This window comes from Coriobacteriia bacterium (genome assembly GCA_031292615.1).
GTDB lineage: Bacteria > Actinomycetota > Coriobacteriia > Anaerosomatales > JAAXUF01 > JARLGT01.
In genome coordinates this window covers 1-7,905 of sequence record JARLGT010000075.1, presented here as the reverse complement: position 1 = coordinate 7,905, position 7,905 = coordinate 1, and the positions used below count along the sequence as shown (strand labels likewise).

Genomic DNA, 7,905 nt, shown 5'->3' with positions numbered 1-7,905 from the left:
GTCCCGTTGTGCCAAGACACGGGCACCGTCTGGGTGCGCGTCGAGCTGGGCGAGCAGGAGTGCGTCTGCGGTGACCTTCAGAGTGCCGTCGACGTCGCGGTCGCGCAGGCGTTCCGCGATGCGAAGCTGCGCATGAGCGTGGTTCGCGACGCGCTACTCGACCGCGCAAACACGGGCGACAACACGCCGGCCTTCGTCGACATCGCGCTGGGCGCCCGTCCGGGCACCGGCGCGACCGTTCACGTCATGCTCAAAGGCGGCGGGAGCGACAACGCGAGCCGCGTCGAGATGCTGCCGCCGGGCGCGGGGATGGCTGGCGTCAAGCGCATCGTGCTCGAGACCGTCGAGGCCAAGGCGACCGGCGCTTGCCCGCCGCTCCTCGTTGGCGTGGGCGTGGGCGCGACCTTTGACAAGGTCGGCGGTCTGGCCAAGAAGGCGCTCTTGCGTCCCATCGGCACGGCGCCAAGCGACCCGAAGCTTGCCGAGTTCGAGGCCGAGCTCTTCTCGGCGATCAACGACCTCGGAATTGGCCCGGCCGGGTTGGGCGGCGACACCACCGCACTGGCGGTGCACGTCGTTACCGGGCCCTGCCACATCGCGGCACTACCGGTGGCGGTCAACATGGGTTGCAGCGCGGTGCGCACGGTGACGGTGGAGGTGAACGCGTGAGCGACAGCATCGAGGGACGCTTCGCCGACGCGCTTCCGCCGCGCGTATCGCTGCACGAGCAGCCGTCCAAGCCCGAGGGAAGCTCCGGGGCGTATCGGCGACTCTTCGCGAACAAGAACTTCCGCCGCATGTGGTACGGGCAGTTCGTCAGCGGAATCGGCGACTGGCTGGTCATCGGCTTCCTGATCCCGCTCGTCACCACGATGTCGGGTGGCTCTTCGTTCGCGGTCGCTGGCATCCTGGTGGCCAAGATCATCCCCGCGCTCGTGTTCAGCTCGTTTATCGGCGTGGGCGTGGACCGCTTCGACCGGCGCAAGGTCATGATCTGGACCGAGCTGGCGGCGACTGCTATCTCGCTTACGCTCGTCTTTGCGAGCAACGTGTGGCAGGTCTACTTCGCCGTGCTGGCACTCGAGACCACCTCTCTGTGTTTCTGGCCGGCGCGCAACTCGCTCATCCCGTACCTCGTCGACAAAGACGATGTCACGGCTGCCAACGGGCTGGCGTACACAACGGGCCAGGCCAGCATGATCATCGGTCTGACTGCCGCCGCTGGCATCCTCGGCGTATACGAGACGGTCGTTCGGTGGGTGTTGCACAACAGCCCTCCCACGATCAACGCTCTGGTCGGCCCGTTGGCCCCTGCGCTGCTAGGCGCTCGCGCGGGCGTAATCTTGGACTCGTTCACGTTCCTGTTCTCGGCGATCATGATCATCTCGATGGTCGTCACGGCTCAGCCGCCGAGGAAGAAGGAGCCGCTGAGCTGGTCGTTGATCGGCAAGGACGTCTTCGACTCGCTGAAGTTCCTCGGTTCGCAGCGCGAGCTGCGCAGCCTGATCATCACGATCGGCCTGGCCATCCTTGGAGGCGCGACCATCATCCCGGTCGGGGCGAACTACGTGACACAGAACCTTTCCGGGGCTCTCCCGTTTGCGAGCCGCTTCGAGCAGCTCAGACAACTCACCGCGACTCCCACCACGTTCATGCTGGTGTTTATGGCCTTCGGCATGGTGTTTGGTGCGCTCACGATTCCGCGCTTCGAACATCGCATTCGCCTCCAGTGGCTGTTTGGCGGCAGCGTGATGGCGTTCGGGCTGGCGCTGCTGGGATTTGCGAGCGTGACCACGTACGGCGTGGCGGGCTTGTTCGCGATGGCGGCAGGCGCCTGCGTCGCAACGCTTTCCGTCGCCGGAAACGGCTACGTCGTGCGAACCACATCCGACGAGCTGCGTGGCCGAGTCTTCACCGCGCTCGAATCCGTGCAGCGTCTCTCGCTACTGCTCTCGATGATCGTCATGGCGCCCATCGCCGACCTCATCGGCAAGTACGTCTACGACTTCGCGGTGAAGCACCAGCTCACCACCCAGACCGTCTACTGGACCGGCTCGCGCATCACGCTTCAGCTCTCATCGCTCATCGTAATGGGGGCCGCAGTCTACGCGTTCCGCGCCCTGCGATGGAGCCCGACGGTCGCAGCACCGCTCGCTCCCGCAGCGGATGCCACCCGCCCGGCCGAGGAGCCCGCGGATGCCTGAGCCCATCGCCATCCAGCTCCCTGTCGCGCGCGCCACGCTCGCTTCGCTGCGGGCGGGCGACGAGGTGGTTCTCTCCGGCCCGGTCTACACGGCGCGCGACGCCGGTCACGAGCGGCTGCTCGAGGCGCACTTGGCAGCTGGCGAGCTGCCGCACCGGCTTGTCGGCCAGACGCTCTTCTACGCCGGCCCCACGCCTGCGGCCGCAGGTCGTCCCGTGGGCGCCGTTGGCCCCACGACGGCCAAGCGGATGGACGCTGCGACACCGGCGCTGTTGCGAGCGGGCATCGTCGCGACCATCGGCAAGGGCGATCGCTCCGAGGAGGTCCGGCAGGCATGCATCGAGACCGGCAGCGTGTACTTCGCCGCCGTCGGCGGAGCGGCTGCCCTTCTCGCGCGGCACGTCACCGCTGTCGAGCCTGTTGCTTGGGAAGACCTTGGCACCGAGGCTTTGGTGCGCATGACGCTTGCCGATTTCCCGGTCTTCGTCGCCATCGACGTCGAGGGTAACAACCTGTATGCGCAAGCGCCCGCCGAGTGGCGAGCCGAACGGAGTGGCGCCTAGATGGCCGAGCGGGGAGTGTTCCTCACATTCGAGGGCGGCGAGGGCAGCGGCAAGTCGACGCAGCTGCGCACGCTGGCGCGCCGGCTCGAGGCGGCTGGCCTGCCCGTCCGAGTGCTCCGCGAGCCGGGCGGTACGGTGGTTGGCGAGGCCGTTCGCGCGCTGCTGCTCGACCCCGAGCACACCGGTCTGGACGCCACCGCCGAGTTGCTGCTCTACGAAGCCAGCCGAGCCCAACTCGTCGCCGACGTCATCGAGCCCGCGCTGGCAGCGGGCGAGATCGTAATCTGCGATCGCTTCTACGACTCCACGACCGCCTACCAGGGCTACGCCCGCGGTCTGTCGCTCGAACGCATCTCCGAGCTCAACCTGACCGCGACCAGCGGGCTGATGCCCGATCGCACCCTGGTGCTCGACATCGATCCGGTTCTCGGCATCCAGCGCGCAACGCGTCATGGCGCCGATCGCCTCGAGGGCGAAGGCCTCGCATTCCACCAAGCCGTTCGCGAGGGCTTTCTCGCGATCGCCGAGCGCCATCCCGCTCGGGTGCGCTTGATTGACGCCAGCGGTCCGAGCGACGTCGTCGCCGAGAGAGTCGCGGCCGCACTCGCCGACATTCCGCAGCTTGCCGAGGTGCTGTAGTGCCTCACTGCGTCTTCGACGACATGGTTGGTCAGGATCGCGTCGCATCGTTCCTGCGGACGGCGACCTCCTCAGACGGCGTGAGCCACGCCTACCTGTTCGTTGGCCCTCCGGGTGCGGGCAAGGCCACGGCGGCCCGCGCGCTGGCCTGTGCGGTCTTGTGCGACGACGGCGGGTGCGGGGTGTGCTCGGCGTGTCATCGCGTGAAGCGCGGCGGGCATCCGGACGTGCACCTCATCCGGCCCGAGGGCGCGGCAGGCTACCTCGCCGAGCAGGTTCGCGACATCATCCGCGACGTGAACCTCTCGCCGGTCGACGGCAGCCACAAGGTCTACATCGTGTCTGACGCCGACCTGTTCAACGACTCGGCGGCCAACGCCTTCCTCAAGACGCTCGAAGAGCCGCCGGGCGATGTGGTCATCATCCTGATGTCGCACAGCTTTGACGCCGTGTTGCCCACTATCGCCTCGCGCTGCCAGGTCGTCCGCTTTCGACGCATCCCCGATGGCGAGGCGATCGGTCTGCTGGTCTCCGAGACCGGCGCCGAGCGCGATGAGGCCGCCGAGGCGCTCGCGGCCGCCGGTGGCGTGGTGGCGCGTGCCCGCGACTTCCTCGCCAGCCCTCCACGCCGAGAAGCCCGCGCGCTGATCCTGCGCACGCTCGGCTCGCTGCCGTGCGCCGACGAGCTCGAGGTGCTGCGCAGTGCAAAGGCGTTGTTGGCTGCAGTCAAGGCGCCGCTGGAGGACGTGAAGGCCGCGCAGGCCGCCGAGGCACTCGACCGTGCCGACTTCATGGGACGCAGCGGCGGCAAGGCCCTGGAGGAGCGGCACAAGCGCGAGCTGACGTCGCGCGAGCGCGAAGGCATAGGCGAAGTTCTCAATGTTGCCGAGAGCTGGCTGAGGGATTGCTTGGTACTATCCCAAGGCGTCGGCGATCTAGCGATCAACACCGACGCGAAAGACTCCGTCGCCGAGATAGGCGCGGTCATCACTTCGTCGTCCGCAGCGAGCGCTTTGCAGGCCGTAAACGAGGCCCGGCGCCGCATTACGTATAATGTGAGCCCCCAGCTGGCCATCGAGGCCATGCTTTTCGATATTCGAGAGGTGTTGCTATGCCCACGGTAGTGGGAGTCAAACTCCGGTTCGCCCCCAAGACACTGTGGTTCGATCCTATCGGGACCACACCCGTCGAGGGCGACACCGTGATCGTTGAGACAGAACGCGGTACCGAGATCGGTCTTGTCGCACAAGCGCCCCACGAGGTCGCGGCGTCCGATCTTCCCGCACCGCTCAAGCCGATTCTTCGTGTGGCCACCGCAGATGACCTAGCCTTCGTCGACGAACTCACCGAGCGTGAGCGCGAAGCGATGCCGGTCTTTCGCGACCTCGTGCACAGCTACAAGCTCGACATGAAGCCCATCGACGTCGAGTACCTGTTCTCCGGCGACAAGGTGGTCTTCTACTTCGTCGCCGAGGAGCGGGTGGACTTCCGCGACCTCGTCAAGGATCTCGCCAGTCGCTTCAAGGCGCGCATCGACATGCGCCAGGTGGGCGTGCGCGACGAGGCACGCATGATCGGCGGTCTTGGCCACTGCGGCGAGCAGCTTTGCTGCGTTCGTTTCGGCGGCGAGTTCCAGCCTGTGTCTATTCGAATGGCAAAAGAACAAGACCTGCCGCTAAACCCCTTGAAAATCTCGGGACTCTGCGGCAGACTCATGTGCTGTTTGCGCTATGAGTTCGAAGCCTACAAGGACTACAAGCAAAGGGCGCCCAAAAAGGGTGCGATCGTCGAGACACCGTTGGGCTTGGCGAAGGTTTCCGAGCTCAACACCCCGCACGAGACGGTGGGCATGCGTCTCGAGGACGGGATGCGCTTCAGCGTCCCACTCAAGGGCATGGAGTGCTGCAAGGGCGGGACCTGTCCCTGCTCGGTGAGCAGGGAAGTTCTTGAAGAGGCCGGCGGCACGGGCATGGCGCTCGCGCTGGCCGCGCTGGACCGGGAGAACGAGCCGTCTCCGGTGATGACCGCGGCTCCTCCCAAGCCGCGTCGCCCACGTGGCGGCGAGGGCGCAAAAAGCGAAGAACCCAGGCAGCGTCCGGTGGCACCCGCCGCCGAACCTGCGGTGGCCGGCGAGGCCCCGGCGCGCAAGCGTCGTCGCCGAGGAGGTCGCGGAGGCGCGGGTGGAGCGGAAGCTGCTGCTTCCTCCGTGCCCGAGCAGACGGCTCCCAAGCCGGCTGCTCAGCAAGCACCTCCCTCCGCCGAGGCGGGCGGGGAGGGTGGCTCGGCAAAGCCGGGTCGCAGGCGTCGCAGGCGTCGTCCGGGTTCGGGCGGCGGCGCGGGAAGCGGAGACGCTCCCACGGCTTAGGAATTGAATATGCCGACGTAGCTCAGCTGGCCAGAGCACCGCACTCGTAATGCGGGGGTCAGGGGTTCGAATCCCCTCGTCGGCTCCACGAACTTGCAGCGGGGACCTCAGATGAGGTCTCCGTTTTTCTTCTTGAGCCGTTCGGAGTCGAGCCGGCACTGCCCTTCTCGGCGCGCATCTTGCCGCGGTGGCGACCTCGTTGCTTCGTCGGCAGCCTAGCGCAGGCCCCGGCTACTTCCCGGCCGCCGACTCGGCCGCGACGGTTCGAAGCACGGGCGCCACCATGTCGAAGATAAGTGCCTGGCCCCGCGAGTTGGGATGGATTCCATCGGCGGGGGTGTAGTAGCGAGAACCGAAAGCGGGCCCGTCCTGAGAGTGCTTGGCTCGCCAGGCGTTCCAGATATCGACCACTGGGATGCCGTGGGCACGGGCCGTGGCCCACTCGCTCGCCACGTAGGGAGCCATTCGTGCGTCCGTGAGGTTGTGGCTCGGCGCATGGGATGGTGTTGCGGACGGAGGCGTCAGGACGATCAATCGGGTGGGGCGCCCTCGGCTATTCCGTAGCGAAGTCAGCTGCGAGACGAGAGAGTCGTACGCCCTCGTGAAGTCGGTGTAGGACTCGCTCCCGCCCTCGTAGTTCGCAATCGCGTCGTTGATGCCGAGCATGAGGACCACGACGTCGGGATGTAGCGGCGCGACTCGGCCATGCACCCAGCTCGCCCATTGAACGCTTGTAGTGCCATTGACCGCTACGTTGGTGAACGTCCCCCACGGTATCTCCGGATACTTGGTTGGCAGCTCCGACGCCAAACGTGCAGCGAAGGAGTGAGATGCTCCATCGCCCTGGAACTGGGGCATCAGGCGAGGGTCCAAATAGCTACCACTCGTGATCGAGTCCCCGACGAAGACAATGTTCACACGGGGCGCGTTCTTGTCGGCCACGTGATGGGTGGTCTTCGATGAGCAGCCGGTTGCGGCCACGGCCAAGAGGGTAGCGAGGGCCACGAGCGCCAAAGCGCGCGCCGGTGCCACGAATGTCCTTCGAGCGTTCGCCACGTCGCGTCCTCTCCAGCGAGCCAACACACGCGTCGTTCGCAGGCACATTCCTCGAAGCATCGCACGTGCCGTCACGCTGGCTGGCGCCGGCTTCTCTCATTCCCTGTCTGTGCTCGCGCCCCGGAACGCCAAAAGGGCCGGCAGGTTCGCCGGCTCCTCTGGTGTGCCCTGCCGCTGCCACAGCGGGCGCTCTATACACTCACGAAGAAGACTCTGTTCGTCGTGTGATTCCGCCGTCACGCGACACTGTGATTGTCCCTCCGTCGTACTGAGAATGGATGTGCGGCATGTTTGGAGTGTGTTAGGAATTGAGCGGCCCCAAGCTGGAGGCACGAGTGCTTGCTTCCGGGCTGCGTGCGCGTGCGGTATCCTTTGCCCCGAAGCAGCCCTCGAGGGCACAACCTGGTCACGGAGGAACACATCTTGCGACGCACCAACTTGATCGCCTCAATCGCACTGATCTTTGCGCTGGTCTGCTTACTGGGCCTTACGGCCTGCCAATCGCAGAGCAGCCCGCTGATAGGCACTTGGTCAATCTCCACGACGGGCCAGCCCACGAGCGCCGGCCCCACGTGGCAGTTCACTCAGGATGGCAAGCTGATTCAGAGTGCTGGCGGCAGCGCGCAGAACACGACGGCAAAGTACTCGCTCTCGGGCAATACGCTGACCCTGACGACGACGTTGAACGGCGCTTCCACCAACTCCACCATGTCTGTGGAGTGGGTTTCGAACGACCAGTTCAAAGGCTTGATCACTGGGATGGGCAGTACGCCGCTCACGTTCACGCGCAAGAAGTAAACGCCGGCGGCATACCTCTGGGCCGCTTGGGGGCTGAGGAAAATGACCACCCGAGCTAGCGCGCACGTCGTAGTGCTGGTCGATTCGCGGTTGCATTGATTTGAGGGGATCGACTCGTGGAAACGGGTCGGTCCCCTCTCTTGCGCCCACCCCGCCGCAGCCTCACAATGCTAGAGGAATCCTAAGGGTTTCCAAGGATTTTGGACGATTCTTCCACCACTCCCGGGACACCGGGACTCGACCCAGTTCCCGGGGGGCTTGGTTATGAGACCGGCGATCCG

Annotated in this window: 8 protein-coding genes and 1 tRNA gene; 8 read left to right on the top strand and 1 reads right to left on the bottom strand. The window is 65.9% G+C overall.

The window, feature by feature from the left end:
* The 7 genes from P4L93_06900 to P4L93_06870 all read left to right on the top strand — a co-directional run.
* Window positions 1–669 (top strand): fumarate hydratase (locus tag P4L93_06900; GenBank protein ID MDR3686664.1); only part of this gene is annotated, 669 nt, incomplete at its 5' end.
* Complete coding sequence (locus tag P4L93_06895; protein MDR3686663.1) at window positions 666–2,204, top strand: MFS transporter; 1,539 nt, start codon at window positions 666–668, stop codon at window positions 2,202–2,204. The genes P4L93_06900 and P4L93_06895, both read left to right, overlap by 4 nt.
* The gene (locus P4L93_06890; protein MDR3686662.1) at window positions 2,197–2,766 is read left to right on the top strand and encodes a FumA C-terminus/TtdB family hydratase beta subunit; all 570 of its coding nucleotides are present in this window, start codon (window positions 2,197–2,199) and stop codon (window positions 2,764–2,766) included. Before P4L93_06895 ends, P4L93_06890 begins: the two co-directional genes overlap by 8 nt.
* Window positions 2,767–3,405 carry a dTMP kinase gene (tmk, locus tag P4L93_06885; protein ID MDR3686661.1) on the top strand — a complete coding sequence of 213 codons (639 nt, stop codon included), beginning with the start codon at window positions 2,767–2,769 and terminating at the stop codon, window positions 3,403–3,405.
* Window positions 3,405–4,529 (top strand): DNA polymerase III subunit delta', encoded by a 1,125-nt coding sequence (gene holB, locus P4L93_06880; GenBank protein ID MDR3686660.1) that lies wholly within the window; start codon window positions 3,405–3,407, stop codon window positions 4,527–4,529. Before tmk ends, holB begins: the two co-directional genes overlap by 1 nt.
* On the top strand, window positions 4,517–5,770 hold the full coding sequence (locus tag P4L93_06875; GenBank protein MDR3686659.1) for a stage 0 sporulation family protein: 1,254 nt from the start codon (window positions 4,517–4,519) through the stop codon (window positions 5,768–5,770). Before holB ends, P4L93_06875 begins: the two co-directional genes overlap by 13 nt.
* 11 nt (window positions 5,771–5,781) lie before the next feature.
* Window positions 5,782–5,858, top strand: a tRNA-Thr gene (locus tag P4L93_06870).
* 143 nt (window positions 5,859–6,001) lie between these two features.
* On the opposite strand, the gene P4L93_06865 is transcribed toward P4L93_06870, so the two are convergent.
* The gene (locus P4L93_06865) at window positions 6,002–6,802 is read right to left on the bottom strand and encodes an SGNH/GDSL hydrolase family protein (GenBank protein MDR3686658.1); all 801 of its coding nucleotides are present in this window, start codon (window positions 6,800–6,802) and stop codon (window positions 6,002–6,004) included.
* A 447-nt stretch (window positions 6,803–7,249) separates the two neighbouring features.
* Here P4L93_06865 and P4L93_06860 point away from each other — a divergent pair, with 447 nt between their 5' ends.
* The gene (locus P4L93_06860) at window positions 7,250–7,624 is read left to right on the top strand and encodes a hypothetical protein (GenBank protein ID MDR3686657.1); all 375 of its coding nucleotides are present in this window, start codon (window positions 7,250–7,252) and stop codon (window positions 7,622–7,624) included.
* The last annotated feature ends 281 nt before the right edge of the window (window positions 7,625–7,905 follow it).

What these genes read in the sequence shown, in the direction of transcription:
- P4L93_06875 (MDR3686659.1), top strand. Translation starts at nt 4,517, where the DNA reads ATGCCCACGGTAGTGGGAGTCAAACTCCGGTTCGCCCCCAAGACACTG.
- tmk (MDR3686661.1), top strand. Translation starts at nt 2,767, where the DNA reads ATGGCCGAGCGGGGAGTGTTCCTCACATTCGAGGGCGGCGAGGGCAGC.
- P4L93_06890 (MDR3686662.1), top strand. Translation starts at nt 2,197, where the DNA reads ATGCCTGAGCCCATCGCCATCCAGCTCCCTGTCGCGCGCGCCACGCTC.